This is a genomic window from Stappia sp. ICDLI1TA098, assembly GCF_054880955.1.
The window spans coordinates 22,143-47,223 of record NZ_JBTZBT010000004.1 but is presented as its reverse complement, the minus strand read 5'-3'; the positions used below and the strand labels follow the sequence as shown (position 1 = coordinate 47,223).

Genomic DNA, 25,081 nt, shown 5'->3' with positions numbered 1-25,081 from the left:
GTCAGGCTACTTCAGCAGCGCCACAAGGAACTGCGACATCTCCGGCAGGCCGGCGACGACGGCAAGTCCGATCAGCGACGAGATCAGGAACGGGATCGCCCCTTGCGCGACCCGTTCGAGCGGCAACCGCGTCACATTGGCCGCGACATAGAGGTTGATGCCCACAGGTGGGGTGAACAGGCCGATCGCCAGGTTGATCATCACGACGATGCCGAACCACACCGGGTCCCAGTTGAGTTCGCGCGCCACCGGCAGAAAGATCGGCAGGCAGATGAACATGATCGTGACCGCGTCCATGAACATGCCCGCGACAAGCAGCACCAGCATGATCACCATCAGGATGACCCACTGATTGTCGCTGATGCCGAGCAGATAGGCCGAATACTGTCCGATCACGTCATCGACGGTGACAACCCAGCCGAAGAGGCTCGCATAGGCGACGACGAGCATCACCACCGCCGAGGAGGCGGCCGCCTCCGTCAGCGAGCGGTAGAGCCCGGCCAGGGTCAGCGTGCGATAGGCAAGGCCGCCGACGGCAAGCGCGTAGACGGTGGCGACGAGCGCCGCCTCGGTCGGCGTGAAGGCGCCGGAATAGATGCCACCGAGGATGACCACCGGCGTCATCAGACCCCAGAAGGAGGACAGGAACGACCTCCACAGGCGCGGACCGTAGGCGAGCTCCGCGTCGGGCATCGGCATCAGCTTGTCGAGGCTCGGCGCGCCGGCCACCGGCTTGCTCTTCTTGGCGAAGGGGAGCGTCACCAGCATCAGGGCGCCCATGAAGAAGCCGGGGATGATGGCTGCGATGAACAGGTCGGAGATCGAGGTCTCGGCGATGACGCCGTAGATCACGAGCCCGATCGACGGCGGGATGACAATGGACAGCGCCGCGCCGGTGCACACGAGGCCGGCGGCGAAGCCGCGCGAATAGCCATCCTCCTCCATGCCCTTGATGATCAGCGGGCCGATGGCCGCGACAGAAGCGGGGCCCGAGCCGCTGACGGCGCCCCAGAACAGACAGACCACCGTACCCACGACGCCCATGCCGCCCGGCAGGCCGCCGATCATCACCCGGAAGAAGCGGATCATCCGCTCGGCGATGCCAAGCGAGCCCATCAGCGCTCCGGCGAGGATGAAGAAGGGAATAGCAAGCAGCGAGAACTTGGTGATCCCCGCGGTGATCAGGTCGCCGACCAGATCGAGGCCGAAGCCCAGCATCCACATGGCGTAGATCGCCGACAGCCCAAGGGCGAAGGCGACGGGAACGCGCAGGAACAGCAGCACGAAGAACAGCAGCAGCATCTGCGTGCCGGCGCCCAGGTCAAGCATTGCCCGCCTCCTTGCGGCCGGCATCCGTGTCGCCGGACAATTCGTTCCAGTTATCCAGGACGTGCTGGATGTAGCGGATGGTGATCAGGGCGAAGCCGAAGGGAATGGCGATGCTGTAATACCAGGCAGGAACCTGCAGCGCGTAGGACTTGATGCCGCTCGAGAGCTGGTTGGTGACGAGCTCCAGGCAGAACCAGGCCGACAGCGACAGCAGCAGGACCGAAAGCCCGCCGGCGATGAGCAGCGCGACCTTGCGAAAGCGGCGCGGCAGCATCTCGTAGAACAGCGTCACCGCCAGATGGTCACCGCTGCGCGCGGCAATCGCCGCGCCGAACACGGTCAGGAGCAGGAAGCCGTTGGTCAGCAGCTCCTCGGACGCTGCGAGCGAATAGCTCGTGGTGTAACGGACCACCACATTGACGAAGCCAAGCGCCGTCATGGCAAGAAAGATCACCGCGCAGGCGATCTTTTCCGCATCCCGCAGGATGAAGGTCATCGCGCTCCTCCCGATCCCGTCTTTTCGTACAGAAAGAAAAGGACCGGCCTGTCGGCCGGTCCTGACATTGCCACCAAGGTTTACTTGGTTTCGGCGATCGTGTCCTGGAAGGTCTTCACCAGGTCGGGACCGACCTTGGCCGCCCAGGTGTCGAACGCCGGCTTGGTCGCCACGCGGAACGCCTGAAGCTCTTCGGCGGTCGGCTCATAGACCTCCATGCCCTTCTCACGCAGGAAGGCGATGCCTTCCGCGGTCGACTGGCGGGTGATCTCGCGCTGGTAGTCCATGGCCTCCTCGGCGGCCTTGCGGACCTTCGCCTTGGTTGCGTCGTCGAAGGAGTCCCAGCGGCTCTTGCTGACGCCGATGAAGATCGGGTCATAGGAGTAGTGCCAGGTCGTGAGGTACTTCTGCACCTCGTAGACGCGCTGCGGGATGATCACCGCGCCGATCGGGTTTTCCTGACCGTCGACAACGCCCTGCTGCAGCGCCGGGAAGGTCTCGGTCCACTGCATCTGCTGCGGGTTGGCCCCCAGCGAATTCATGACGTCGATGTACATCGGCCCGGCGACGCGCATCTTGAGGCCCTTCATGTCCTCGGGCGTCTTGATCGGGCGGACGTTGTTGGTCACCTCACGGAAACCGTTCTCGCCCCAGGCCAGGACGATGATGTCGTGACCGGCCATGATCTCGGTCATCTTCTCGCCCGGCGCGCCATGGGTGGTGGCGTCGACCTGATCATAGTTGCTGTAGAGATAAGGCAGCGAGAACACGGCCATCTCGGGCACCAGCGGCGTCACGTTGATCGCCGAGGTGACGACGAAGTCGAGCACGCCGCGGCTGACCATCTCGGCCTGCTTCATCTGGTCACCGCCAGAGAGCTGCGCATTCGGGAACACGCGAACCTTGATGTCGCCGTCCGTCGCCGCGCTCAGCAGATCGTTGAACTTCTCCGAGCCCTTGTGCCAGGAGGTGGTGTCACCGGTGTTGTGCGACAGGCGAAGCGTCTCGGCGGACGCCGGGCCAAACATGGCAAAACATGCGACCGCGGTGGACAGGGCAAGCGCGCCCAGCTTTGTAACCATCTTACATCTCCTCCGTCTTCAAGAGCCCGCGCCGAACCGGCCGGGCGGGATGATGGCATGACCTCCATCATGCCCGATTACCGGTCCACATTGTGGATCAATTTCCGATATCGTCAATGACCTAATTGGCATTTCTCCGCAGATATCGCAAGAAATATCGCCTGACTTTACAAAACCGCCCCTCTGATATTATTATTTAGATCCATATTATGGACCCTTGGGAGGTGTCATTTCGTGTCAGCGTTGAGTGGTGCCCAGAGCGTCGACAGGGCGCTCGCGCTCCTGTCCCTGGTCGGGCGTCACGCCGGCCGGGGAGCTTCGCTGACTCAGCTTGTCGACGACAGCGGCCTCAACAAGCCGACCGTGCGGCGTCTGCTTCTGGCCCTGATCCGTGGCGGAATGGTCGAGCAGGACGAGACCTCACGCCTCTATTTCCTTGGCGAGGAAACCTACGTGCTCGGCACCTTCGCGGGCCAGCGCTTCGGCCTTGTCGAGATCTGCCGGGCGAGCCTGACGCGGCTTTCGGACCGGACCCAGGACACAAGCTTCCTGTCGGTGCGCCGGGACGCCCAGTCGCTGTGCCTCTACCGCGAGGAAGGCACCTATCCGGTGCGGACCCATGCGCTGCAGGCCGGCTTCGAACACCCGCTCGGCATCGGCGCGGGTTCGCTTGCCATGCTCGCCGCCCTCCCCGACGCGGAGGTCGAGGAGACCCTGGCGACGAACGAGGAGAGCATCCGCGCGCGCTATCCCGGCCTGCCGCCGGAGCGCATCCGCTCGGATGTCCGCACGACCCGGGAGCGGGGCTATTCGCTCAATCCCGGGCTCATCGTGGCGAATTCCTGGGGAGTGGGCGTGGCGTTCCGCTTCCCGGACGGACGTATTGCCGGCGCCCTCAGCATCGCAGCCATCGACAGCCGCATGCGCGAGGACCGGCAGAAGGAACTGGCCGACTGCCTTCGACAGGAGGTGGAGAAGGTCGAGGAGAAACTCGCGACCCTTTTTTCCCGGCGCAACGGTGCCCCGGAGAGGTCGCAAACGCGGAGGATCGTCAAATGACGAAAGCACGGATCGTTGGCTGGGCGCACTCGCCCTTTGGCAAGTCCGAGATGGAAGACACCGAGACGCTGATGGCCTCCGTGGTCGGACCGGCGGTGGAACATGCGGGCATCGGCCTGTCCGACATCGACGGCATCTTCGTCGGCGTCATGAACAACGGCTTCTCCAAGCAGGACTTCCAGGGCGCGCTCGTCGCCATGGGCAGTGAGGAACTGGCCCACGTCCCGGCCGTGCGCATGGAAAACGCCTGCGCCACGGGATCGGCGGCGCTCTACAGCGCCATGGACTTCATCGAGGCCGGCCGCGGCCGCATCGCCCTTGTCGTCGGCGCCGAGAAGATGACCGCGACGCCGACGTCGGAGGTTGGCGACATCCTGCTGTGCGCCAGCTACCGCAAGGAAGAGGCGGATGTGGATGGCGGCTTCGCCGGTCTCTTCGGCCGCATCGCCCAGACCTATTTCCAGCGCTACGGCGACCGCTCGGAAGAGCTCGCCATGATCGCGGCGAAGAACCACTCCAACGGCGCGCGCAATCCCTTCGCGCATATGCGCAAGGATTTCGGCTTCGAGTTCTGCAACACGATCTCGGAGAAGAACCCCTATGTCGCCGCGCCGCTGCGCCGCACCGACTGCTCGCTGATCTCCGACGGCGCCGCCGCGCTGATCATCGCCGACGAGGAGACGGCAGCGACCATGGAACGCGCCATCGCCTTCCGCGCCCGTCGCAACGTCAACGACATCCTGGCGCTCAGCCACCGGGCCGACATGCTGGCCTTCGAAGGCGCGCGTCGCGCATGGGCCGGCGCGCTCGCGGACGCGAACCTGGCGGTCACCGACCTTTCCTTCGTCGAGACCCACGACTGCTTCACCATCGCGGAGCTGATCGAATACGAGGCAATGGGCCTCGCCAAGCCGGGCGAGGGCCACAAGGTCATTCGCGAGGGCCTCACCACGCGCGACGGCAAGCTGCCGGTCAACCCCTCGGGCGGCCTCAAGTCGAAGGGCCATCCGATCGGCGCCACCGGCGTCTCCATGCACGTCATGGCGGCCATGCAGCTTGCCGGCGAGGCGGGCGACATCCAGCTGGCAAACCCGGAGCTTGCCGGCGTCTTCAACATGGGCGGCGCTGCGGTTGCCAACTACGTTTCGATTCTGGAGCGCGTGAAATAATGACGACGACTGACCCGAAGGGGGGCGTGGCCCCCTGCACCACCCGGGTGATGAACCTCGCCAACTTCCTCACCCAGGCAGCCCGCCGCCATCCCGGCGAGACGGGCTTCGTCTGGGGCGAGGCGGAATGGAGCTGGGCGCAGATGGAAGCGCGCGTCGAGGCGATGGCCAATGCATTGGCCACCGAATTCGGCGTGACCAAGGGCGACCGGATCCTGGTGCAGTCCTCCAACTGCAACCAGATGTTCGAATCCATGTTCGCCTGCTTCCGCCTTGGCGCGGTGTGGGTGCCGACCAACTACCGCCAGTCGCCCGCCGAGGTTGCCTATCTGGCCGAGGCCAGCGGCGCGCGCGGCATGATCTGTGGCGCGGCCTTCCCCGAGCATGTGGCCGAATGCCGGAGCACGTCGCCCGCACTCGACTTCGTCATCTCCATCGGCGCGGCGGATTTCGGCGAGGACTATGACGCGATCGTCGAGCGCAACGCCGGCAAGCGCATTGCCAGCGTCGCCGTCGACCGCGACGACCCGTGCTGGTACTTCTTCACCTCCGGCACCACCGGACGGCCGAAGGCGGCGGTGCTGACCCATGGCCAGATGGCCTTCGTCATCACCAACCACCTGTGCGACCTGATGCCCGGCACCACGGCCGGCGACGCCTCGGTCGTCGTCGCGCCGCTGTCGCATGGCGCCGGCGTCCACCAGCTGGTGCAGGTCGCCCATTGCGCCAAGACGATCCTGCCGGGCTCCGACAGGCTCGACGTGCCGATGGTCTGGTCGCTGGTCGAGAAGTGGAAGGTGACGAACATCTTCACGGTCCCGACGATCCTGAAGATGCTGGTCGAGGACCCCTCCGTCGAGAGCTACGACCATTCGACCCTGCGCTACGTGATCTACGCTGGCGCGCCCATGTATCGGGCGGACCAGAAGCGCGCGCTCGCCACCATCGGCGCGGTGCTGGTTCAGTATTTCGGCCTTGGCGAAGTCACCGGCAACATCACCGTGCTGCCGCCGGCGCTGCATTCGGCGGAAGATGACGAGGCCGCGCGCATTGGCACCTGCGGCTTCGAACGCACGGGCATGCAGGTGCAGATCCAGGACGACGACGGCAACGAGGTCCCCACCGGCGACACCGGCGAGATCTGCGTCATCGGCCCGGCCGTCTTCGCCGGCTACTACAACAACCCGGAAGCCAACGCCAAATCGTTCCGTGACGGCTGGTTCCGCACCGGTGATCTCGGCCGCATGGACGACGAGGGTTTCGTCTACATCACCGGCCGGTCCTCCGACATGTACATCTCCGGCGGGTCGAACATCTACCCGCGCGAGATCGAGGAAAAGATCCTGCTGCATCCCGACATCAGCGAGACCGCGGTGCTCGGCGTGCCCGACCCGGTCTGGGGCGAGGTCGGCGTCGCCGTCTGCATCGCCCGCTCCGGCGCCAACACCGCCGAGATCGACCTGCGATCCTGGCTCGATGGCAAGATGGCCCGCTACAAGCTGCCGAAGCTCGTGATCTTCTGGGAGGCGATGCCCAAGTCCGCCTATGGCAAGATCACCAAGAAGATGGTGCGCGAGGAGCTGGAACGGCGCGGCGAGATGCCCGCCTTCGAGGAAGCCACGGGGGCCTGAGACGCAATGAGCAACATGACAGAAACCACCGCTGAAACACGCGGCGCGGTGGCCATCACCGGCGGTGCCTCCGGCATCGGACTGGCCAGCGCCGAGGTCCTCAAGCGCAAGGGCTTCACCCCCTACCTGCTCGACCTGCAGGCGGAAGCGCTTGCCGCCGCCTGCGCCGAGCTGGGCCTTCCCGCCGGCAATGGCATTGTCTGCAATGTCGCGGACGAAGCCTCGGTCACCGGCGCCCTCGAGAAGATCGCCGGCGAGATGCGCCTTGCTGGCGTCGTCAACTCCGCCGGCATCGGCAGCGACAAGCCGGCGGTCGAGATGGGTCTCGAGGAATTCCGCCGCATCGTCGACGTGAACCTCATCGGCACCTTCCTGGTGGCGCGCACCGCCGCGCGCATCTGGAAGGCCAATGGCCAGAGCGGCTCCATCGTCAACATCAGCTCGGTCTCAGGCATTACCGGCAACAAGGGGCGCAGTGCCTATGGCGGCTCCAAGGGCGGCGTCAACACGATGACGCTGGTCATGGCCAATGAGCTCGGACAGGATGGCATCCGCGTCAACGCGGTCGCCCCCGGCCCGATCGACACGCCGCTGGCCCGCCGGATCCACACCGACGACGTGCGTAACCAGTGGAACCAGCGCGTTCCGCTGCGCCGCTACGGCACGCCGGAAGAAGTGGCCAATGCCGTTGCCTTTCTGATCTGCGACGAGGCGAGCTACATCAACGGCCACATCCTCGCCGTCGACGGTGGCTTCGTCACGGCAGGCCTGGCGACATGAGCCAGCGCACGATCCGCCATCCCGGACCGACCGCCGAAAAACGCCACGCCGCCGTTGCCTGCAGCGTCGTGCCGGTGACGCTGACGCTCGAGCCTGGCCGCACGATCAATGCGGCCATCGCCGAGGCTTTCGCGGCGAAGGGGTTCGAGGGCGGCTACGTGCTGCTGAAGGACGTGCCCATGCGGCGGATGAACTACGTCATCCCCGCCGGCAGCCCGGACGCGGAACATGCCGCCTGGTACAGCGACACCCGCGCCCCGGAGACGGGCGGCACGATCCTGCGGGCCGGCCTTCACATGGGCCGGCGCGACGGCGAGCCTTTCCTGCATTGCCACGGCTCGTGGGAGGTTCCCGGCGAGGGCGTGCGGATGGGACACCTGCTGCCCTTCGAGGCGGAAGTGAAGGAGTCGGTCGAGGTCGAGGCCTTCGCGCTTGCCGGCGCGATCCTGGATGTCGCCGATGACGCGGAGACCAATTTCCGCCTCTTCGCGCCGCGTGCCTCGCAGGAGACGGCCTCGCACGCGATGGCTGCCGAAGCCGGACGCAAGGCGGTGCTCGCGACCGTTCGCCCCAATGGCGATATCTCGGAGGCGATCGAGCGCATCTGCGCCGAGAACGGCCTCGATACGGCGACCGTCCACGGCATTGGCAGCCTGATCGGGGCTGACTACGCCGACGGTAGCCATGTGTCGTCCTACGCCACCGAAGTGCTTGTGCGCGACGGGCGCGTTGCAGCCACGCCGGAAGGCCTGCGCGCCAGCCTCGACATTGCCCTTGTCGGCATGGATGGCGATATCAGCGCCGGCATCCTCGTGCACGGCGCGAACCCTGTCTGCGTCACCTTCGAGCTTCTGATCGTCGGCTGACGCTGCCACGAATGCGAAACGAAAAAGGGGCGGCCCCACGAGGAGCCGCCCCTTTTTCATGCCCGGATACGCCCGGATCAATGCGTCGCGTCGGGAAGCCATTCCTCAAGCGTGATCTCGAAGGTCATGCAGATCGGGTTGCCACCGGGGACGAAAGGGCCTCCGTAGACCTTTCCGTCCGTGTCTGCGACGACGCCGGAAAGCCGGGCGCAGAGAGAACCGTCATCCTGCGCGCGAACCTCCCCGGCGATGCTGACGATTTCGACCGCAGGCCCGCGGATCTGCTGCACGCCGCCGGCGGCGGTCTCGAGGCTTGCGTCCACCAGGCTGCCCAGAGCCCCGCGCACGAAGGCGTTGCGGAATCCCTCGGCAAGGCAGAGTTTCTCCACGGCGTGAACGAGATCCTCATTGGGAGCGATGCGCGCATAGGCGACGCGCCCCATCGTGCCCTTCTCGACGACAGTGGTGTCGGCCGGGGTCGAAATGCCCGTCATGCGTTTTCCTTCATGGGCTGAAGCAGGGGGATGTTGGTTTCCGGATCGTAGGCCTGCCGCAGCGAGAATCCATCGAGCGAAGTGACCAGCGCCGAAATCGGCGTCGCTCCGATGATGCAATCCTCGGTGAGGATATGGCCGCCGCGCAGCTCGCCGTCGGCGGTTCGGATCGCCGCGTGGCAGTGGACCAGCGGCGTATCCTTCAGGCTGACACCGAGCGTCGCGTTGCCGAAGATCATGAAGGCAGCGCCCGCGTCGATCGGACTGGTGTAGGCAATCACCGCCTGCCCCGAGGGGTCCGGCGGCGCGACACAATAGGAAAGCTGCGCGAAGGCGCCGCCGAGAATGGTCAGCGAGGCATTGCTGATGCCAGCCTCGGCGAGCGGCCCGACGATGGCCTCGTAAAGCGAACGGCCGGGCGCCAGCGCAAGCCGCGCGTGGCGGGCGGACGATGCCCCCAGACTGTTGATCCTGACCGGATTGAAGCGTCCCGGATGAAACAGCAGGCGCGCACGCGCCGGCGTCTTCTCAAGCCGCATGGCGAACCCTCCCGATGAAACAATACAACTTTGAAAGTCATACAATTTCCGGCGCCGAATGTGCTTTCGAAGGCGCCCGCAAAATCGCCCTGAAGCAGATGAAATTCCTCCCGCCCCACGCTTGAGAAAAAGAAGATTTCACAAGCCTCCCGAAACGCGGCAACACCTGCCGGGCGCGCGCCTGGCAGGGCGCCAACGAAAAAAGCCGCCCGGCGCCGCCCGCGACTTGCGCGAAAGGCACCGGACGGCTCCGGTTCGGGGGCGGGACGCGCCTATCTGTTGGTGATGATCTCCGGCCCCATCAGCGAGTAGGGCAGCCAGGTGGAGAGAGCCGGGACATAGGTCACGATCACCAGGAAGATCAGCAGGATCACCACGAAGGGCGCCGATGCCCGCACCACCTGGACAAGGCTCATCCCTGTTATCCCTGATGTCACGAACAGGTTGAGCCCGATCGGCGGCGTGATCATGCCGATTTCCATGTTCACCACCATGATGATGCCAAGGTGGATCGGGTCGACGCCAAGCTCGATGCCGATCGGGAAGACCACCGGCGCGACGATCAGCAGCAGGCCCGAAGGCTCCATGAACTGGCCGCCGATCAGCAGCATGATGTTGACCGCGATCAGGAAGGTGAACCAGGTGAAGCCGGCGCCCACCATCCAGTCGGTGATCGCCTGCGGGATCCGCTCCGAGGTCAGCACGTGGGCAAAGAGCAGCGCGTTGACGATGATGAACATCAGCATGATCGTCGTCTTGCCCGCATCGACCAGCACCTTGCGGGTGTCGGCATGGAAGCAGGCTGGGATCGCTGCGACGACAGTAAGCCAGAGATTGCGCAGGATCGCTGTTCCGACGGCCTCGCCGGGCTTGCGCATCGGCACGTCCTTGAGCGGCCCCATGTCGCGATAGATGAAGATCGCGATCAGGAACGCATAGACCGCGGCGACCGAGGCCGCTTCCGTCGGCGTGAAGATGCCGCCGTAGATACCGCCCAGGATGATGACGATGAGCAGCAGGCCGAAGCCGGCCTCCCACGCCGCCGCGGCAACCTCGCCAATCCCGACGAAGGGCTGCTTCGGCATGTTCTTGATGCGCGCGTTGATGTAGATCGCCACCATCAGCATCAGCCCGGCGACAAGACCGGGAATGACGCCGGCCAGGAACATGCGCCCGACGGACACATCGGTCGCCGCCGCGTAGACGACCATGACGATCGATGGCGGGATGAGGATGCCCAGCGTGCCGGCATTGGCGATGACGCCGGCGGCGAACTCCTTGGTGTAGCCCACCTGCCGCATGCCGGCGATGGCAATCGTGCCGATGGCGACCACCGTGGCCGGCGACGAGCCGGACAACGCCGCGAAGAGCATGCAGGAGAACACCGCCGCGATGGCCAGGCCACCGCGAATGTGGCCGACGCAGGCAATGGCGAAGCGGATGATGCGCCGGGCAACGCCACCGGTCGACATGAAGGCCGAGGCGAGCACGAAGAAGGGGATGGCAAGAAGCGTGTAGTTGCGCGAGGCGTTGAACAGCTGCAACGCGACGGACGACACGGAATCGCTGGAGAAAAAGGCAACGGTCAGGACGCTCGACAGGCCGAGCGCGATGGCGATCGGCACACCGAGGAAGAGCAGCCCCAGGACCAGGACGAAAAGAACACCGGCTTCCATGGCTTACCCTCAGTCCTTCAGGACGTCTTTGTTTTCGGCAACGAGATCTTCCGCCTCATGGGCGGCGATCATCAGCTCGCGCTTGCCGGTGATGATCTGCCAGGTCGCCTGCAGGCAACGAAAGCCGAACAGGGCAAGACCGAGCGGCAGGATCAGGTAGGCGATCCAGCGCTGCACGCGCTCCTTCACGCCGAACATCTCCTGCATCACTTCCGGATACCTGAGGTCATCAAGGCCGATGCCGACCTTGTACATCTTCATCCAGTAGTCGATGGCCCCGCCGCGCGCATCCGCACCGAAGATCTGTAGCCAGTCGGATTGCAGCAGGATCACCGCATAGGCGACGCCGCAAAGCGCGCCGAAGACGGCGAAGACGCGGAAGACGGGCTTGGGAAACAGGCGGATCACCGCATCGACGCCAAGATGGCTGCCGATCTTCACGCCGTAGCTCATGCCGAACAGGATCAGCCAGGCGAAGAGGATGCTGGTGAATTCGAGTGCGCCGGTCCAGCCGGAGTTGAACACGTAGCGCGCCACCACCTGGGTGAAGGAAACGATGGTCATCAGCGCGAGAAGGAACGCGATCACGTTCTCCTCGAACCGCGTGACCCAATTGTCGATGCGGTGCATCTGGCCCCCCCAATCGAATTTTCTTGTCGTTTTGAGCGCCATGCCCCGACAGGGCACGGGCGGGTGGAAGCCGGGGCACCGCCCCGGCTTCCGGCCGTTTCACGCGCTCGCGATCAGGAGTCGTTGGACGCCTGGGCGGCCTCGATCAGGTCCATGCCGATGTCGTCCTGGAACTTGGTCCAGACCGGCTTCATGGCGTCGACCCAGGCCTTGCGCTGCTCCGGCGTCAGCTCGCGGATGGTGCTGCCGGCGTCCAGGATGCGCTGGCGGTTCATCGCCTCCTTGTCGGCGACCGCGGCATTGGCGGACTTGGTGACCTCGTCGACGATGGTCAGGAACTGCTCGCGGACATCCGCATCAAGGCCGTTCAGCCACTCATCGGAGGTGACCAGCAGATAGGCGAGGAGCTGGTGGTTGGTCTCGGTGATGCCGTCCTGCACCTCGAAGAACTTCTGGGTGTAGATGTTCGACCAGGAGTTCTCCTGCCCATCGACAACGCCCGTCTGCAGCGCCCCGTAGACTTCCTTGAAGGCAAGCTTCTGCGGGTTGGCGCCCATTGCCTCGATCATCGCCTCGGCGACATCGGATGTCTGGATGCGGAACTTCAGCCCCTTGGCATCGGAGGGAACCAGCAGCGGCTTGTTGGCCGAGAACTGCTTCATGCCCGAGCTCCAGTAGCCCAGGCCGACGAAGCCGACATCCGTCATGGAGTTCAGCAGATCCTTGCCCTTCTCACTCGCCGCGAAGCGGTCGATGGAGGACAGGTCCGTGAACAGGAACGGCAGATCGAACAGGCGGTACTTGAGGGTATAGGCCTCGAACTTCGACAGCGACGGGGCAGCGAGCTGCACATCGCCGAGAAGCAGAGCCTCCATCACCTTGTCGTCATCAAAGAGCTGCGAGTTCGGGAACACCTGCATGCAGGCCTTGCCGTTCATCTCCTCGTTGACGCGCTTGGCCAGCATCGTCGCGGCATCGCCCTTGGGGTGACCCGTGGCGGCGACGACGTGGCTGAACTTGATGATCATCTCGCCGTCCTGGCAATCCTCGGCAAGCGCCGGGGACACAAAGGCGAAAGACGCGGCCGCGACGGCCGCCATGGCAAATTTCTTCATGGATGTCCTCCCAGAGACATGTCTGGCTGCGCCGGATGCACCGACGCGCCGATTGTGCCGGCCGGGAAAACCGTTCGCCCCCCGCCCGGTCAGTCACACAACGCCTTCAACAAGCGCCATGTCAGCCCTTTAGCAAGCGCCATGCCAGACCTCGCGTCCCGTCGCCTGCAGCACGGACCCGCCATTTTCGCGTGCCACCCGGGACGGGCGGAACGCAGCGATGTTTCGAGGACTACCCACACCCTCCCGCGAATGGGTAGAAAACGACACACGCCGCCGCCGATGCCGGCGCGCAGTCAGTCCGCGGCGTCGTCGCCGTAGCGTCCGTCGCGGTCGAGACCGTATTTGCGGATCTTGTCGTAGAGCCCCTTGCGCGACAGGCCGAGGCGCTCGTAGGTCTCTTTCATCCGCCCGTCGTTACGCTGCAGCTCGCCGGCGATCACCGCCCGCTCATAGGCCGCGACGCGTCCGGCAAGCGACGCTCCCTCCGCGCTCTCCGCCGCGATCGCAGCGCTTTCGAGCCCGAGCACGAAGCGGTCGGCGGCATTGCGCAACTCGCGGACGTTGCCGGGCCAGTCGCGGGCCATCAGCCCCGCCACATGCGCTTCCGTTACGTCCGGTATCTCCCGACGGTAGCGCGCCCGCGCCTCCCGCGCCAGATGGTGGAAGAGGAGGGGAACATCCTCCTTGCGCGCCCGCAGCGGCGGAACCTCGATGGTGATCACATTGAGCCGGTAGAAGAGGTCCTTGCGGAACTGCCCGCGGTTGCCCGCCGCCTCCAGGTCCTCCTTGGTGGCGGCGAGAAAGCGTACGTCGAGCGGGATCGACACATTCGAGCCAAGCCGCTCGATGGTGCGCGTCTCGATCACCCGCAGCAGCTTGACCTGCAGGTCCAGCGGCATGGATTCGATCTCGTCGAGAAACACCGTGCCGCCCTGGGCATGTTCCAGCTTGCCGATGCGCTGGCGCGCCGCCCCCGTGAAGGCGCCCTGTTCATGGCCGAAAAGCTCCGACTCGATGATCTCCGCCGGCAGTCCGCCGCAGTTGAGCGCAACGAACGGCCCACCGTGTCGGTGGCCCTCCTCGTGCAGGGCGCGCGCCACCACCTCCTTGCCCGCCCCCGTCTCGCCCATGATGAGCACGTCGGCATCCGTGTCGGCGAGCGCTGCGACCAGTGCCCTGAGGCGCTCCATCGCCGCCGAGCGCCCGACGAGCCTGCTCTCGATGCCGCTGCGGCTTTCCAGCTCCTCGCGAAGGATGCGGTTTTCAAGCACCAGCCGGCGTTTCTCCAGCGCCCGTTCGATCACATTGGCGAGACGGCTGACCGGGAAGGGCTTCTCGATGAAATCATAGGCTCCCGCGCGCATGGCCTGCACCGCCAGCGGCACGTCGCCATGGCCGGTGATCAGGATGACGGGAAGCGCTGCGTCGATCTCCAGAACCTTGCGCATCAGATCGAGGCCATCGGCCCCGGGCATGCGGATGTCGGTGACCAGGACGCCGTTGAAATCGCGTCCGAGATGGCCAAGCACGCCGGACGGCGCGGCAAAGGCCGCCACATCGAAGCCGGCGAGCTCCAGCCCCTCGGCAAGCGCCTCGCGCAGATCCGGCTCGTCGTCGACGAGAAGTACCTTTGCCGTTTCCATCGCCCGCTTGTTCCTCCCTGCGCCACCCGCCCGCGCCGTGTTCGCGAGCCCGCCCTACTCGGCCGCGCTGCGCCGCTCGCCCGCGAGCGGCAGGCGCACCGTAAACAGCGCCCCGCCCCCCTCGGCGGCCGTCACCGCGAGCGTGCCGGAAAAGTCGTGGACGATCTTGTAGGCGATGGACAGCCCAAGTCCCAGCCCCTTGCCGACATCCTTGGTCGTGAAGAAGGGGTCGAAGACGGAGGTCAGCAGCTCCTCGGCGATCCCCGGACCATTGTCGCGCACCTCGATCACCACCTGACCATCGCGTGCCTGCGCGCTGAGAACAACCACACCATCGGCGCGCCCCTCGACCGCGTCGAGCGCATTGGCGACGAGGTTGAGGATCACCTGTTCGAGCCGCACATGACCGCCGAGGATCATCAGATCCGGATCGACGGGCCGCACCTCGACGCGGGCGCCCGACTGCTTGCGCTTCGGCGACAGCAACATCAAGGTCTCGTCGATCACCGGTTTGACCGGCGTCGGCTTCAACTCGACCCCGGCACGTCGGCTGAAGCCCTTGAGAACGCGCGAGATCTCGGCCATGCGCTCGACCATGGCGATGATCCGTTCAAGCCCCGCGGCGGCGCGCTCCGGCTTGTCGCGCTCGATGAACAGCTTGGCGTTGTCGGCCGTGGAGCGGATCGCGGCGAGCGGCTGATTGAACTCATGCGACAGCGCCGCCGACATCTGGCCGAGCGTCGCCATCTTCGCCGCCTGCACGAGATCCGCCTGCATCAGCCGCAGCTCCGCTTCCGCTGCCTCACGCTCGCACACCTCACGGGCAAGATCGGCATTGGCCTTTGACAGATCGCGGGTGCGCGAGCGCACCCGGCGCTCGAGCCGCAGCGCGGAGAGCCTGTCCTCGCGCATGCGCCTGAGCGCGGCTTGCCGGCGGTCGGCAGCAATCCAGGCCGTGCCGCTCAACAGCAGGCAGGCAAGAATGGCGATCGCCGTCGCCTTCTGAGTCTGGGAGCGGGCATCGGAAGTGTCGGCGAAGGCGGCGATATGCCAGTCGAGAACCGGCAGGCTGCGCTGCACCATCAGATAAGGGCCGTGCTGCTCTTCGCCGCGAAAGCGCACCAACGCCTGCGCCCCGCGGACCGGGGCGTCCGCTGCCTCCGGGCTTCCGACCGGCGCCGGCTGCAGGCGAGACGGCACGTCGCGCGCATCGATCCGCCCCGCCAACGCCCGGCCGCGCCAGTCGGCGCGGTTGGAGGCGACGATCCGCCCCTCCGCATCAAAGGCAACGATGGGAGCCGCCGTCAGCGCCCAGGCCTGCTCGACCTCGGCAAGGCTGATGCGCACCGCGACGACGCCGACAACGCCCGTCCGGTCGCGTACGGCCGAGGCGAACACGTAGCTTCCCGGCATGCTGGCGGTGCCGGACTTGTACGCCCGGCCGAGCCGCCCCTGCAGTGCCTCCGCGAAGGGCACGAGGCCGATGTCATGCGGATAATCGAGGGCAAGACGCGGCACCAGGTGGCTGGAGGCAATGAGCCCGCCGTCCCGGTCGAAGAAAGCGACCTCGCCGGCGCCCGCCATGCCGGCGGCGATGGCCGCGGTGCGCTCGCCCGAGGCCCCATCACGCTCGACGATGAGCGCGCGCACATCCGGCCGCAGTGCCAGGATCGGCGGCAGCAGGCGGAACTTGTCAAGCTGTCGCTCGAGCGTCGCGGACTGGACGGAAAGGATCGCCTCGGCACGGGTCGCGACTTCGGCCCCAAACAGCCGGCCGGTCACCGCCCAGGTGATCCAGCCGACCAGCACCGTCGCCGGCAGAGCGATGCAGACCACCAGCACATGGGCCGCGTTGCGGCGCGCTTTGCGCATCAGCCTGGCTTTCACCGCCCTGCCCCTTTCGTTCCGCCCGGGTGCTGAGAGCCGACGCCGGCTCCCGCTTTAATCGCCTGCGGCAACCTTGAGCGACGCGTCGCCGGCAATCCTGTCGGCGCGGATCATGGCGGCGGCCTTCTCGGCGATCATCATGGTCGGCGCGGCCGTGTTGCCGGAGGTGATCGTCGGCATCACCGAGGCATCGGCGACGCGAAGACCGGCGACGCCGCGCAGCCGCAGCCGCTCGTCGACCACCGAGGCATCGTCGATGCCCATCCGGCAGGTGCCCACGGGATGGAAGATTGTCGTGCCGATGTCGCCGGCGGCCCGCGCCAGATCCTCCTCGCTCCGCACGAGCGGACCGGGCAGATGCTCGACCGGCGAGAAGGGGCGCATGGCCTCGCTCGCCATCACCTGCCGCGCAAGACGGATGCTGTCGGCGGCAACCTTGCGGTCGCCCTCGGTCGCCAGATAGTTCGGCCTGATCTCCGGGCGGATCTCCGGGCCCGGGCCCGTGACATGGACGCTGCCACGGCTTTCCGGCCTCAGGTTGCAGACGCTGAGCGTGATCGCCGGGAACGGATGGAGGGGGTCGCCGAACTTGTCGAGAGACAGCGGCTGGACATGAAACTCCACGTTTGCCGTCTCGAAGGCCGGATCGGATCTGGCGAAGACACCGAGCTGGGAGGGCGCCATCGACATCGGACCCGAGCGGGTCAACGCATATTCGAGCGCGATGCGCGCCTTGCCGACAAGCGAGCCGGCGCGCTCGTTGAGCGTCACCGCGTTCTCCACCTTGAAGACGGTACGGATCTGCAAGTGATCCTGAAGATTGGCGCCGACGCCGGCGGCCTCGACGCGCACGTCGATGCCGTGTTTCGAAAGCACCTTCGGGTCGCCGATACCGGAGTGCTCGAGAAGCTGCGGCGATCCGATGGCCCCGGCTGCAAGCACGATCTCGCCGCGCGCCCGCGCCACCGAGGGCACACCGTCGACGGCAAGCTCGACGGCACGCGCACGCCCGCCTTCCAGCACGATGCGATGCGCTTCCGCCTTGGTCACGATCCGCAGATTGGGACGGTCGGCGACCGGCTTCAGAAAGCCCTTGGCCGCCGTCCAGCGCACGCCGCCGCGCTGCGTCACCTGGAAATAGGAGGACCCGAAATTGTCGCCCCGGTTGAAATCGGGGATCTTGGGAATGCCGATTTCCTCGCAGGCATCGCGCACCGCATCAAGGATGTCCCAGGAGAGCCGCTGCTCCTCCACCCGGCATTCGCCGCCGCGCGCATGAACGCCGTCATCGAGGCTGTAGTGATCCTCCGCCTTGCGGAACAGCGGCAGCACATCGTCCCAGCCCCAGCCCGCAAGCCCCATCTGGCGCCAGCCGTCGTAATCGCGCGCCTGGCCGCGCATGTAGATCATGCCGTTGATCGCCGAGCAGCCGCCGAGTACCCGGCCGCGCGGATAGGACAGCGACCGGCCGTTAAGCCCCGGCTCGGGCGCCGTCTTGAAACCCCAGTCGGTGCGCGGGTTGCCCATGCAGTAGAGATAACCGACCGGGATGTGAATCCACAGGTAGTCGTCCTTGCCGCCAGCTTCCAGCAGCAGCACCTTCATGTCCGGATCCGCGGACAGCCGGTTGGCCAGCACACAGCCTGCCGAACCGGCGCCAACGATCACGTAGTCCCACTCGCCCAGATCCTGCATCGTTCCTCCGCCGCCCCAACAAGGGGGCCTTTTTGACGGAACGATGCCCCGCGCGTCGCCTCATGGCAAGAGCGGGGCGGAAACCTGCCTCAGGCCTGCGCCTCGCGCACGGCCAAATCCACCTCCGCGACGAGGTCGGGCTCGATGCCAAGACGCGCGGCGAGCATGTCGAGATAGGCCTTTTCCGCCGGATGGTCCGGGTCGACCGCCAGACGCGAGGCGGCGTAGATCTCGAGCGCGGTCTCGGGCGTGCGGGCAGCAGCCACCACCTTGTCGATATCGAGCGGCGCGCGCAATTCGTCCATCAGGAAGGCCTTGGCGTCGGAATCGAGCCCCGCCTCGTCGATCTTGTGGAAGATGCGCGCCTGTTCCTCGGCGTCGATGTGCCCGTCCGCCTTGGCGGCCGCGATCATCGCCGTCAGCAGCGAAACGGCGAAACCGTGCTCGCCGCCTGGCGCCCGCGCTGGGTCGAAAGACGTGCCGCGCGGAGCCTCCAGCGCCTCCGGCGCATCCGCCGGATAGGCCGGACGCGCACCCCCGTCCTGATTGGCGCGATAGCCCTGATAGGCCTTGTAGGCAAGGCCGGCGACAAGCGCCATGCTGCCATAGGTCAGCGCCTTCTTGCCGACCTTGCGGCCCGTCTTGGAGCCGAGCAGGAGGCCTGCGAGGCCGCCCAGCGCCAGACCGCCGCCCTGCGATGAGAGGAAATCCCGCCCACGTCCCATCAGGTCGTCCGACGCGCGGCCGGAGGCTGCGCCCTGCCCCGAGCCGCGCGCCTGTGCGCCGGCGCCGAGAAACTGGTCGAGAAGGGATTTCGCATCGAACATCTGGCACGCTCCTGGATCTTGCGTCGAATGGCTCGCAAGGGAGATGGGGAGAGCCGGGCTCCGGCGCAAGCGCCCGCACGCGGCACCTGCCCGGGGTGGTCCTAGCCGTCAGCCGTGCGAAATGGCAGGCGGTTGTCGTCCTTCAGCGTTTCCATGGCGATGGAGGAACGCACGTTGCGCACGGAGTCATGCGGCAACAGCTCGTCGTTGATGAAGCGCGACAGCGCCGGGAGGTCGGTGACAGCAACCTTCAGCATGTAATCGACATCGCCGGTCAGGGCGTGCGCCTCCTGAACCTCGGGCAGCGCGCGCACGAGCTCGCGAAAGCGGCGCGCGTTCTGCCGGCTGTGCGCCTGGAGCGCGACGCCGACATAGGCGATGACCGAGAAGCCGACCGCGCCCGCGTCGAGGTCGGCCCTGTAGCGACGGATGACGCCGGCCTGCTCGAGCCGTTGTCGCCGGCGCGACACCTGGGAAGCCGAAAGCCCGATACGCTCGCCAAGCTGCTGGTTGGTCAGACCGGCATCATCCTGCAGGAATGTCAGAAGCCTTGTATCGAACTGATCCAGATCACTCATCGCACGCACCCAACCCATCTATCTTGCACGTTTCTTGCAAGTCCTATCACTGAACCCCGCACTTTGCACACACCTTGCATGCGGGCGGGCGCATACTGGTCCTCACGGACCGGGCAACGCCCGGTCATCGCCGCAGACACATACGACAGCATTCGAGGAGGACTTCATGGGACCGTTTCCGCACGACGCACCGCCGGCAAAGATCACGCAGGAGAACCCGGCCGGCACCGATGGCTTCGAGTTCGTCGAGTTCGCCCACCCCGAGCCGGAGAAGCTCGACGCGCTGTTCCGCCGCATGGGCTACGTGCCCGTCGCCCGTCATCGCGACAAGGCGATCACGCTCTACCGCCAGGGCGATGTGACCTATGTGCTCAACGCCGAGCCCGGTTCGCACGGCATGCGCTTCGTCGACGAGCACGGCCCCTGCGCCCCCTCCATGGCCTGGCGCGTCGTCGACGCGAAACACGCCTTTGACCACGCGGTCTCGCTCGGCGCGTCGCCCTATGAGGGAGAGGACAAGGTCCTCGATGTCCCCGCCATCGTCGGCATCGGCGGTTCGCTGATCTATTTCGTCGAAACCTACGGCGCGGCGGGTTCGGCCTATGACGCAGACTTCGAGTGGACGGGCGAGCGCAACCCGACGCCGAAGGGTGTCGGCTTCTATTATCTCGACCACCTGACCCACAACGTCTTTCGCGGCAACATGGACAAGTGGTGGGACTTCTACCGGGATCTCTTCAACTTCTCGCAGATCCATTATTTCGACATCGACGGGCGCATCACCGGCCTCGTCAGCCGCGCCATCACCTCGCCGTGCGGCAAGATCCGCATCCCGCTGAACGAGTCCAAGGACGACACCAGCCAGATCGAGGAATACCTCAGGAAGTACAAGGGCGAAGGCATCCAGCACATCGCCGTTGGCACCGACGACATCTACAATGCCACCGATCTTCTCGCCGACAACGGCCTGAAGTTCATGCCCGGTCCGCCGGACACCTACTACGAGATGTCCCGCGACCGGGTGCACGGCCACGACGAGCCCATCGAGCGGATGAAGAAGCACGGCATCCTGATCGACGGCGAGGGCGTGGTGAACGGCGGCATGACCAAGATCCTGCTGCAGATCTTCTCCAAGACCGTCATCGGCCCGATCTTCTTCGAGTTCATCCAGCGCAAGGGCGACGAGGGCTTCGGCGAAGGCAACTTCCGCGCCCTGTTCGAATCCATCGAGGAAGACCAGATCCGTCGCGGTGTCCTCAAGACCGACGCGGCCGAATAGGTCCTTCACCGCCCGCTTGCGGCACGGTGCCCCGTCGCGAAGCCGCGGCGGGGCATTTTTATCACCCGGCTTTCATTGACCCGCCGGGACCGGCCGGCCTTCTCACACGGCCTTCACCGCCTGCCGCTCGACGCCGCCCAGCGTCGCGATGAAGCTTCGCGACCATGCGGCGGCATCTTCCCGGCAAAGCCGGTCGAAGATCGCCTGCCAGCGATGGCGGCGCTCGTCGAGCGGCATGTTGAGCGCGGTCTGCAGGCTCGAGGCGACGCCTTCGGCCGAATGCGGATTGACGATCAACGCTTCCGGCATGCCCTCGGCCGCGCCTGCAAAGCGCGACAGCACCACAACGCCCGGATCCTCCGCCCGCTGTGCGGCGACATATTCCTTGGCGACAAGATTCATGCCGTCGCGCAAAGGGGTGACCAGCGCGACCTTGCTTGCGCGGTAGACGCCAGCGAGCGAACGCCGCGTGAAGGAGCGGGTCATGTAGCGGATCGGCACCCAGTCGAGATCGGCGAAGCGGCCATTGATGTGGCCGGTCAGCTCCTCCAGTTCGCGGCGGATGTCGGCATAGGCGTCGAGCTCCGAACGTGACGGCGGGGCGACCTGCATCAGGCTCACCCGCCCGCGGTTCTCGGGGTAGTCCTCCAGCAGCCGCTCGAACGCACGGAAGCGCTCCGGCAGCCCCTTCGAATAGTCAATCCGGTCGACGCCGATGATCTGCGAGCGGCCGTTGAGCAGCTTTTCGGTGCGCGACACCGCACGACGCGCGTCCGGTGTCGTCGCCATGCGGGCAAAGCCGGCCGCGTCGATACCGATCGGGAAGGCCCGGGCGATGACCTTGCGCCCGCCGATGGCAAGCTCGCCGTCGCCGCTTTCGACCGCGCCCAGTTCCTCCGCCGCGAACCGCCGGAAGTTGGACGCGTCCCGCTTCGACTGGAAGCCGATCACGTCATAGGCAAGCATCCGGCGCACAAGCGTTGCGGCACTCGGCAAGCCGGCGAGCACTTCGGGTGCGGGAAAGGGAATGTGCAGGAAGAAACCGATCGGATTGGCCAGGTCCATTGCCCTGAGTTCGGCGGCAAGCGTCATGAAGTGATAGTCGTGCACCCAGATCATGTCGTCCGGCTTGAGCAGCGGCCGCAGGCGCACCGCGAAACGCTCGTTCACCCGCCGATAGCCCTCCTCCGCCCGCCGGTCGAACACCGCAAGATCGAGACGGTAGTGCAGCACCGGCCAGAGCGTCTTGTTGGCGAACCCGACGTAGAACTCATCGTAGTCCGCCTGGGTCATGTCGACGGTACGCATCGCCACCTTGCGGGTGCCGCCCTCCTTGAGGTTGGCGAAGGTGCCTTCCTCGGAGATCTCGCCGCTCCAGCCGAACCAGAGCCCTCCCGTCTCGGTCAGCGCGTCGACCAGCGCCACCGCCAGCCCTCCCGCCCGGCCTGTATCCTTCAGCGGGCCGACACGGTTCGAGACGACGACAAGACGCGACATGCTGGTTCCTCCAGACGGGCTGATGCGGGCGGGCTGCGGCCGCTCACGCCCCCGCGGGACGGAGGGCGGGATCGGACGCACTCGTCATGGCGACGGCGGACCGCACGCCTGCGGTGCGGCGCAGACCGCTTCGTGGCAACAACGTCGACACCGAGGCTCCGGTTCCAGCGCGCCGCTTCCCGGGCGCGGGTCCCGTGCCTCAGACGAGATCTTCCCAGCGCCGCGAGAGCCGGACCGCGCCATTGATGATGCCGACCATCGAATAGGTCTGCGGGAAGTTGCCCCACATTTCGCCCGTGGCGGGCGAGGTGTCCTCCGACAGCAGCCCGACATGGTTGCGACAGGACAACATCGTCTCGTAGATCTCCCGCGCTTCCTCCTTGCGACCGATCCGCGCCAGCGCATCGATGTACCAGAAGGTGCAGATGTTGAAGGCGTTCTCCGGCGCTCCGAAATCATCGGCGGCGTGGTAGCGGAACAGGTGGTTGCCGCGCCGCAGGCTTTCGCCGATCCGCTCGACCGTTGCGACGAAGCGCGGGTCCTTCGGTGGCAGAAAGCCGACCTCGGCGATGAGCAGCAGGCTGGCGTCGAGATCGTGCCCCTCGAAACTCTCCACGAAGGCGCCGACCTTGTCGTTCCAACCGCGCGCGAGGATCGTTGCGTGGATCTCGTCGGCGCGTGCCCGCCAGCGCGCGGCCCGCTCCGTCAGCCCGAACTGCAGCGCGATCTTAGCAAGCCGGTCGCAAGCGGCCCAGCACATCAGCGACGACGAAGTGTGGATGCGCGCGCGCGTGCGCAGCTCCCACAATCCGGCGTCCGGCTGGTCATGCATGGCAAAGGCCCGCTCGCCGATCACCTCGAGCCGCTCGAAGTCGTCGATGCCCGGTTGATGCAGCAGCCGCTTGTCGAAAAACGCCTGGGAGGCGCCGAGCACGATGTTGCCGTAGACGTCGTGCTGGAAATGCTCATAGGCCTGATTGCCGACGCGCACCGGCCCCATGTCACGATACCCCGGCAGGTCGACGGTCGTTTCCACCAACGTCTTTTCCAGCGCGATGCCCCACAGCGGCTGAACGTGGCTGCCGTTTGTCATTGAGGCTATATTATTGATGTAACGGAGATAATTCTCCATCGTCTCCATTTCGGAGAGCGAATTCAGCGCCCGCACGACAAAGAACGCATCGCGTAGCCAGCAGTAGCGGTAGTCCCAGTTGCGCTGCGTGTTCGCGGCCTCCGGGATGGACGTGGTGACGGCGGCGACAATCGCTCCGGTTTCCTCGAAGGTGCAGAGCTTCAGCGTGATCGCCGCGCGTATCACCGCTTCCTGATACTCGAGCGGCAGGCCAAGCCGGCGCGTCCATGCACGCCAGTGGTGCACCGTCTCGTCCTCGAACTCCCGGCATATCGCCTCCGGGTGATGCGTCAGGCTTTCATCCGGGCCGAGATAGAATGAAACGGGAGCATCGAGAAGGAAGGCCGTCTCGTCGCGCACATAGGTGATCGAGGCATTGGTCGTCAGCCGCAACGCCATGCCGTTGCCGACGAAGCGCATGTGGTTCGAGCCGAAGGTCATCTCCGGATCGCGCGCGCCGTAGCCGAACCGCGGCCGGCAGCGCACGCGAACGCGTGGGTGGCCGGCGATCGGGCGCACCCGGCGCACGATGGCGTTGGGACGAAACATCCGCCCCTTGGTCTGGAACCGCGGCGCGAAATCTGAAATCTCGATGCCGTTGCCGGCCTCGTCGAACAGGCGCGTCACGACGACGGCGGTGTTTTCCAGGTATTCCTGTTCGCTGCGGACCGTCCCCGGAAGCTCGATGGCGAAGGCCCCGTCGCCGGGCTCCCCGCGCGTGCCGAGCAGCGCGTGGAACACCGGGTCGCCGTCGAAACGCGGCAGGCAGCACCAGACGATCCGCGCCATCTTGTCGATCAACGCGGCGAAAGAGCAATTGCCGATCATCGCCAGATCGAGCGACTGGGATCCGGCGGACATTGCGGCGGTGTCGGTCATTCGGACGGGCTCCGGCGATGAACGTGGGAGGAGATGTCGAGCGCCAGCCAGTCATGTACCCCGGCGACGTCGGAGATGCGGAAGCGCGCGCAACTGTCGGCCTCGCCGACCTTGATGCCGAAGCCGCCCACGGCCTCGACCGCGCGCAATCCGTCCTCGTCGGTCACATCGTCGCCAATGAAGACCGGTGTCCGCCCGCGAAACGGGGCCAACTCCATGAAGCGGGATACGGCCCATCCCTTGTCGCGATGAGCGGGCTTGGCCTCGACGACCATCTTGCCGTGGATGAGGTGAAGGTCGGGCAAGGCACCCACCGCCTCCTCCATCACCTCCACGACCGCCCGTTCGCAGTCTGGCGCAATGCGGTAGTGAACGGCCAGCGCCGCGCCCTTGTCCTCGATGGAAACGCCACGACCGAGCAGGCCGCTGCCCTCGAGTGCGGCCTTGAGCGTGGCCAGCTCCGGCCCCACCGGCGTGCGCACGACCTCGTCATCGGGAAGGAACCGGGTCTCGAGCCCGTGCAGCCCGGCGCAGGGCAGCCGCAGCGGCGCGAGAAACGCGTCGATCTCGTGGATGGGACGCCCGCTGACGATGGCCACCGCGCCGTCCAGGTGGTCGATCAGGTGCCGGAGATGGCCAATCATCGACGGTGAGGGAGAAACCGCATCCGGCGTCGGGGCGATCTCCACCAGCGTTCCGTCGAAATCGAGGAACAACGCGAAATCGTCGGAGACGGGTGGCGGCGCGTTCATGACCTCAAGCTTAGGGGAACTCATGCAGGATGAGAACCCATGA

The 25,081-nt window shown here is 66.0% G+C and carries 22 protein-coding genes; 6 read left to right on the top strand and 16 right to left on the bottom strand.

Annotation, left to right across the window (positions count from 1 at the left end; translation table 11 throughout):
* Positions 1 to 6 precede the first annotated feature (6 nt).
* From ACSLUQ_RS17805 to ACSLUQ_RS17795, 3 genes are all read right to left on the bottom strand, one after another.
* On the bottom strand, positions 7 to 1,329 hold the full coding sequence (locus ACSLUQ_RS17805; protein ID WP_417772888.1) for a TRAP transporter large permease: 1,323 nt from the start codon (positions 1,327 to 1,329) through the stop codon (positions 7 to 9).
* Positions 1,322 to 1,825 (bottom strand): TRAP transporter small permease, encoded by a 504-nt coding sequence (locus tag ACSLUQ_RS17800; RefSeq protein ID WP_417772887.1) that lies wholly within the window; start codon positions 1,823 to 1,825, stop codon positions 1,322 to 1,324. The genes ACSLUQ_RS17805 and ACSLUQ_RS17800 overlap by 8 nt, the downstream gene beginning before the upstream one ends.
* Positions 1,826 to 1,905: 80 nt before the next feature.
* Positions 1,906 to 2,907, bottom strand: a complete 1,002-nt coding sequence (locus tag ACSLUQ_RS17795; RefSeq protein ID WP_417772886.1) for a DctP family TRAP transporter solute-binding subunit — start codon at positions 2,905 to 2,907, stop codon at positions 1,906 to 1,908.
* Positions 2,908 to 3,141: 234 nt separating this feature from the next.
* On the opposite strand from ACSLUQ_RS17795, the gene ACSLUQ_RS17790 reads away from it, so the two are divergent.
* The 5 genes from ACSLUQ_RS17790 to ACSLUQ_RS17770 are packed head-to-tail and all read left to right on the top strand — an operon-like array spanning position 3,142 to position 8,412.
* A complete protein-coding gene (locus ACSLUQ_RS17790) occupies positions 3,142 to 3,966 on the top strand; it encodes an IclR family transcriptional regulator (RefSeq protein WP_417772885.1) in 825 nt (274 codons plus the stop codon).
* A complete protein-coding gene (locus ACSLUQ_RS17785) occupies positions 3,963 to 5,135 on the top strand; it encodes an acetyl-CoA acetyltransferase (protein ID WP_417772884.1) in 1,173 nt (390 codons plus the stop codon). Before ACSLUQ_RS17790 ends, ACSLUQ_RS17785 begins: the two co-directional genes overlap by 4 nt.
* Positions 5,135 to 6,766, top strand: a complete 1,632-nt coding sequence (locus ACSLUQ_RS17780) for an acyl-CoA synthetase (RefSeq protein ID WP_461809290.1) — start codon at positions 5,135 to 5,137, stop codon at positions 6,764 to 6,766. Before ACSLUQ_RS17785 ends, ACSLUQ_RS17780 begins: the two co-directional genes overlap by 1 nt.
* Positions 6,767 to 6,781: 15 nt before the next feature.
* On the top strand, positions 6,782 to 7,546 hold the full coding sequence (locus tag ACSLUQ_RS17775; protein ID WP_417773123.1) for an SDR family NAD(P)-dependent oxidoreductase: 765 nt from the start codon (positions 6,782 to 6,784) through the stop codon (positions 7,544 to 7,546).
* On the top strand, positions 7,543 to 8,412 hold the full coding sequence (locus ACSLUQ_RS17770; protein ID WP_461809289.1) for a PCC domain-containing protein: 870 nt from the start codon (positions 7,543 to 7,545) through the stop codon (positions 8,410 to 8,412). Before ACSLUQ_RS17775 ends, ACSLUQ_RS17770 begins: the two co-directional genes overlap by 4 nt.
* A gap of 77 nt (positions 8,413 to 8,489) precedes the next feature.
* On the opposite strand, the gene ACSLUQ_RS17765 is transcribed toward ACSLUQ_RS17770, so the two are convergent.
* The 10 genes from ACSLUQ_RS17765 to ACSLUQ_RS17720 all read right to left on the bottom strand — a co-directional run bounded on the left by ACSLUQ_RS17765 (position 8,490) and on the right by ACSLUQ_RS17720 (position 19,499).
* Positions 8,490 to 8,855 carry a PPC domain-containing DNA-binding protein gene (locus ACSLUQ_RS17765; RefSeq protein ID WP_417773122.1) on the bottom strand — a complete coding sequence of 122 codons (366 nt, stop codon included), beginning with the start codon at positions 8,853 to 8,855 and terminating at the stop codon, positions 8,490 to 8,492.
* 47 nt (positions 8,856 to 8,902) lie between these two features.
* Positions 8,903 to 9,445, bottom strand: coding sequence for a PPC domain-containing DNA-binding protein (locus ACSLUQ_RS17760; protein ID WP_417772881.1), 543 nt, complete (start codon positions 9,443 to 9,445; stop codon positions 8,903 to 8,905).
* A gap of 272 nt (positions 9,446 to 9,717) precedes the next feature.
* Positions 9,718 to 11,121 (bottom strand): TRAP transporter large permease, encoded by a 1,404-nt coding sequence (locus tag ACSLUQ_RS17755; RefSeq protein WP_417772880.1) that lies wholly within the window; start codon positions 11,119 to 11,121, stop codon positions 9,718 to 9,720.
* Positions 11,122 to 11,130: 9 nt separating this feature from the next.
* Entirely contained in the window at positions 11,131 to 11,751 is a 621-nt protein-coding gene (locus tag ACSLUQ_RS17750) for a TRAP transporter small permease (RefSeq protein WP_417772879.1), read from the bottom strand.
* 113 nt (positions 11,752 to 11,864) lie between these two features.
* Positions 11,865 to 12,866 carry a DctP family TRAP transporter solute-binding subunit gene (locus ACSLUQ_RS17745; protein WP_417772878.1) on the bottom strand — a complete coding sequence of 334 codons (1,002 nt, stop codon included), beginning with the start codon at positions 12,864 to 12,866 and terminating at the stop codon, positions 11,865 to 11,867.
* 296 nt (positions 12,867 to 13,162) lie between these two features.
* Positions 13,163 to 14,512 carry a sigma-54-dependent transcriptional regulator gene (locus tag ACSLUQ_RS17740; protein WP_417772877.1) on the bottom strand — a complete coding sequence of 450 codons (1,350 nt, stop codon included), beginning with the start codon at positions 14,510 to 14,512 and terminating at the stop codon, positions 13,163 to 13,165.
* Positions 14,513 to 14,566: 54 nt separating this feature from the next.
* Positions 14,567 to 16,384, bottom strand: coding sequence for a sensor histidine kinase (locus ACSLUQ_RS17735; protein ID WP_461809288.1), 1,818 nt, complete (start codon positions 16,382 to 16,384; stop codon positions 14,567 to 14,569).
* 69 nt (positions 16,385 to 16,453) lie between these two features.
* Complete coding sequence (locus ACSLUQ_RS17730; protein ID WP_417772875.1) at positions 16,454 to 18,094, bottom strand: GMC family oxidoreductase; 1,641 nt, start codon at positions 18,092 to 18,094, stop codon at positions 16,454 to 16,456.
* A gap of 89 nt (positions 18,095 to 18,183) precedes the next feature.
* Positions 18,184 to 18,921 (bottom strand): tellurite resistance TerB family protein, encoded by a 738-nt coding sequence (locus ACSLUQ_RS17725; protein WP_461809287.1) that lies wholly within the window; start codon positions 18,919 to 18,921, stop codon positions 18,184 to 18,186.
* Between the two features lie 101 nt (positions 18,922 to 19,022).
* Entirely contained in the window at positions 19,023 to 19,499 is a 477-nt protein-coding gene (locus tag ACSLUQ_RS17720; protein WP_417772873.1) for an Lrp/AsnC family transcriptional regulator, read from the bottom strand.
* A 166-nt stretch (positions 19,500 to 19,665) separates the two neighbouring features.
* Here ACSLUQ_RS17720 and hppD point away from each other — a divergent pair, with 166 nt between their 5' ends.
* On the top strand, positions 19,666 to 20,778 hold the full coding sequence (gene hppD / locus ACSLUQ_RS17715) for a 4-hydroxyphenylpyruvate dioxygenase (RefSeq protein ID WP_417772872.1): 1,113 nt from the start codon (positions 19,666 to 19,668) through the stop codon (positions 20,776 to 20,778).
* 102 nt (positions 20,779 to 20,880) lie between these two features.
* On the opposite strand, the gene ACSLUQ_RS17710 is transcribed toward hppD, so the two are convergent.
* From ACSLUQ_RS17710 to otsB, 3 genes are all read right to left on the bottom strand, one after another.
* Positions 20,881 to 22,275, bottom strand: coding sequence for an alpha,alpha-trehalose-phosphate synthase (UDP-forming) (locus tag ACSLUQ_RS17710; protein ID WP_417772871.1), 1,395 nt, complete (start codon positions 22,273 to 22,275; stop codon positions 20,881 to 20,883).
* A gap of 199 nt (positions 22,276 to 22,474) precedes the next feature.
* Positions 22,475 to 24,286, bottom strand: coding sequence for a glycoside hydrolase family 15 protein (locus tag ACSLUQ_RS17705; RefSeq protein ID WP_461809286.1), 1,812 nt, complete (start codon positions 24,284 to 24,286; stop codon positions 22,475 to 22,477).
* Complete coding sequence (gene otsB / locus ACSLUQ_RS17700; protein ID WP_417772869.1) at positions 24,283 to 25,062, bottom strand: trehalose-phosphatase; 780 nt, start codon at positions 25,060 to 25,062, stop codon at positions 24,283 to 24,285. The genes ACSLUQ_RS17705 and otsB overlap by 4 nt, the downstream gene beginning before the upstream one ends.
* Positions 25,063 to 25,081: the final 19 nt, after the last annotated feature.

Excerpts from the sequence above, each read along its gene's own strand:
- ACSLUQ_RS17730 (WP_417772875.1), bottom strand. The coding sequence starts at position 18,094 with ATGCAGGATCTGGGCGAGTGGGACTACGTGATCGTTGGCGCCGGTTCG.
- ACSLUQ_RS17760 (WP_417772881.1), bottom strand. The coding sequence starts at position 9,445 with ATGCGGCTTGAGAAGACGCCGGCGCGTGCGCGCCTGCTGTTTCATCCG.
- ACSLUQ_RS17805 (WP_417772888.1), bottom strand. The coding sequence starts at position 1,329 with ATGCTTGACCTGGGCGCCGGCACGCAGATGCTGCTGCTGTTCTTCGTG.
- ACSLUQ_RS17800 (WP_417772887.1), bottom strand. The coding sequence starts at position 1,825 with ATGACCTTCATCCTGCGGGATGCGGAAAAGATCGCCTGCGCGGTGATC.
- ACSLUQ_RS17775 (WP_417773123.1), top strand. The coding sequence starts at position 6,782 with ATGACAGAAACCACCGCTGAAACACGCGGCGCGGTGGCCATCACCGGC.
- ACSLUQ_RS17755 (WP_417772880.1), bottom strand. The coding sequence starts at position 11,121 with ATGGAAGCCGGTGTTCTTTTCGTCCTGGTCCTGGGGCTGCTCTTCCTC.
- hppD (WP_417772872.1), top strand. The coding sequence starts at position 19,666 with ATGGGACCGTTTCCGCACGACGCACCGCCGGCAAAGATCACGCAGGAG.
- ACSLUQ_RS17745 (WP_417772878.1), bottom strand. The coding sequence starts at position 12,866 with ATGAAGAAATTTGCCATGGCGGCCGTCGCGGCCGCGTCTTTCGCCTTT.
- ACSLUQ_RS17750 (WP_417772879.1), bottom strand. The coding sequence starts at position 11,751 with ATGCACCGCATCGACAATTGGGTCACGCGGTTCGAGGAGAACGTGATC.
- otsB (WP_417772869.1), bottom strand. The coding sequence starts at position 25,062 with ATGAGTTCCCCTAAGCTTGAGGTCATGAACGCGCCGCCACCCGTCTCC.
- ACSLUQ_RS17785 (WP_417772884.1), top strand. The coding sequence starts at position 3,963 with ATGACGAAAGCACGGATCGTTGGCTGGGCGCACTCGCCCTTTGGCAAG.
- ACSLUQ_RS17720 (WP_417772873.1), bottom strand. The coding sequence starts at position 19,499 with ATGAGTGATCTGGATCAGTTCGATACAAGGCTTCTGACATTCCTGCAG.
- ACSLUQ_RS17710 (WP_417772871.1), bottom strand. The coding sequence starts at position 22,275 with ATGTCGCGTCTTGTCGTCGTCTCGAACCGTGTCGGCCCGCTGAAGGAT.
- ACSLUQ_RS17770 (WP_461809289.1), top strand. The coding sequence starts at position 7,543 with ATGAGCCAGCGCACGATCCGCCATCCCGGACCGACCGCCGAAAAACGC.
- ACSLUQ_RS17765 (WP_417773122.1), bottom strand. The coding sequence starts at position 8,855 with ATGGGGCGCGTCGCCTATGCGCGCATCGCTCCCAATGAGGATCTCGTT.
- ACSLUQ_RS17780 (WP_461809290.1), top strand. The coding sequence starts at position 5,135 with ATGACGACGACTGACCCGAAGGGGGGCGTGGCCCCCTGCACCACCCGG.
- ACSLUQ_RS17725 (WP_461809287.1), bottom strand. The coding sequence starts at position 18,921 with ATGTTCGATGCGAAATCCCTTCTCGACCAGTTTCTCGGCGCCGGCGCA.
- ACSLUQ_RS17705 (WP_461809286.1), bottom strand. The coding sequence starts at position 24,286 with ATGACCGACACCGCCGCAATGTCCGCCGGATCCCAGTCGCTCGATCTG.
- ACSLUQ_RS17735 (WP_461809288.1), bottom strand. The coding sequence starts at position 16,384 with ATGCGCAAAGCGCGCCGCAACGCGGCCCATGTGCTGGTGGTCTGCATC.
- ACSLUQ_RS17795 (WP_417772886.1), bottom strand. The coding sequence starts at position 2,907 with ATGGTTACAAAGCTGGGCGCGCTTGCCCTGTCCACCGCGGTCGCATGT.
- ACSLUQ_RS17740 (WP_417772877.1), bottom strand. The coding sequence starts at position 14,512 with ATGGAAACGGCAAAGGTACTTCTCGTCGACGACGAGCCGGATCTGCGC.